The following is a 1,095-nucleotide window of genomic DNA, read 5'->3' on the forward strand; positions in this document are numbered from 1 at the left end:
TGCTTTTATGAATAGAGTCATTAGCAATGATGTCATCTATTTAAGCCACCATCGCATAATGGCAATTTAGTTAAGTTTCATTAGAATATCTAGTAATCATTATGCGACGGTTGTTATCTCTATTTCATAACATTTTTGTATAGCCCAAATTTAACGCGGAATCTGACGAAGGGTAAGGATTTGCTCACTACGACCAAAAGGTCCGTGTACATCATGTAAGACTGCGCTGGTTATACCAATACCGTCATTACCGTACTGTTGTACTGCTTCAATATGGGCTTCTTCTTTGTGCACATTGACTACGGATATACCTTGCATGGTGTAATAAAACCGTGATGCTCTTATTTCTGCCTGTTCTTTTTCGTAACCCAAGTTTTCAAAAATCATCGCAATAAAAGTGAGGCGATGACTATCAACTTCATTCAGAATTTCTTGCACCGCTTTATCGTTTTGTGACCAATTGCGAATGGCTAGCTCTAGCGCTGCAGCATTAGTTTTGCTATGACGTTTATACGGAATTAAGAAGAGTTTTCTTAGTCGTTCTTTTGGCGTTAACTCTATATCACTTAAACGCTCGATAATGGCAACTGTTGAGCGAGTGCGCCAGTTTGATAATAGTTTTTCAAACAGCTCTTTTCGACTACTAAAATGCCAGTAAAAACTTCCTTTGGTGACTTTTAGCTTTTTGGCAAGCGGCTCAACTCTAACTGCAGAGATACCAGATTTGGCCAGTTCAGACTCAGCGATATCTAACCAGTCTTGAGCAGTGAGTTTGTTGGGTTGACTTGGATTCTTTTTTGTTAAATCCATGCTGTTAGGACCTCTATGTATTAAAAAAGAGTCAATCATAAATGACTCACTCTTATAAAAGTTATTTTAGTATGTTTGACAGGTTCTAATCATTGCGAATGATGCTTACGAAGTATCAATAGTCTGACTTTACTATAGCGTTTGTAATAGCACATGATCATACGTATATAAAGCCAGCAAGCCGCATCAGATTTGCCATATTTTATCATTTTAATCAATCTAAGTCTTATTCTAATAAACCTTCTTTCTCCTCTTTCTCTAGTTTTATTTAGTGTCCAACAACCT

Annotated in this window: 2 pseudogenes; both read right to left on the reverse strand. The window is 37.0% G+C overall.

Annotated elements, in window-relative coordinates:
- Positions 1-150: 150 nt before the first annotated feature.
- Positions 151-273 (reverse strand): annotated as a pseudogene (locus tag JMY01_RS14355) (thioesterase family protein); the annotation flags it as partial.
- A gap of 357 nt (positions 274-630) precedes the next feature.
- Positions 631-849, reverse strand: a pseudogene (locus JMY01_RS14360) (TetR/AcrR family transcriptional regulator); the annotation flags it as partial.
- Positions 850-1,095: the final 246 nt, after the last annotated feature.

Source organism: Psychrobacter sp. H8-1 (assembly GCF_904846575.1).
GTDB lineage: Bacteria > Pseudomonadota > Gammaproteobacteria > Pseudomonadales > Moraxellaceae > Psychrobacter > Psychrobacter fulvigenes.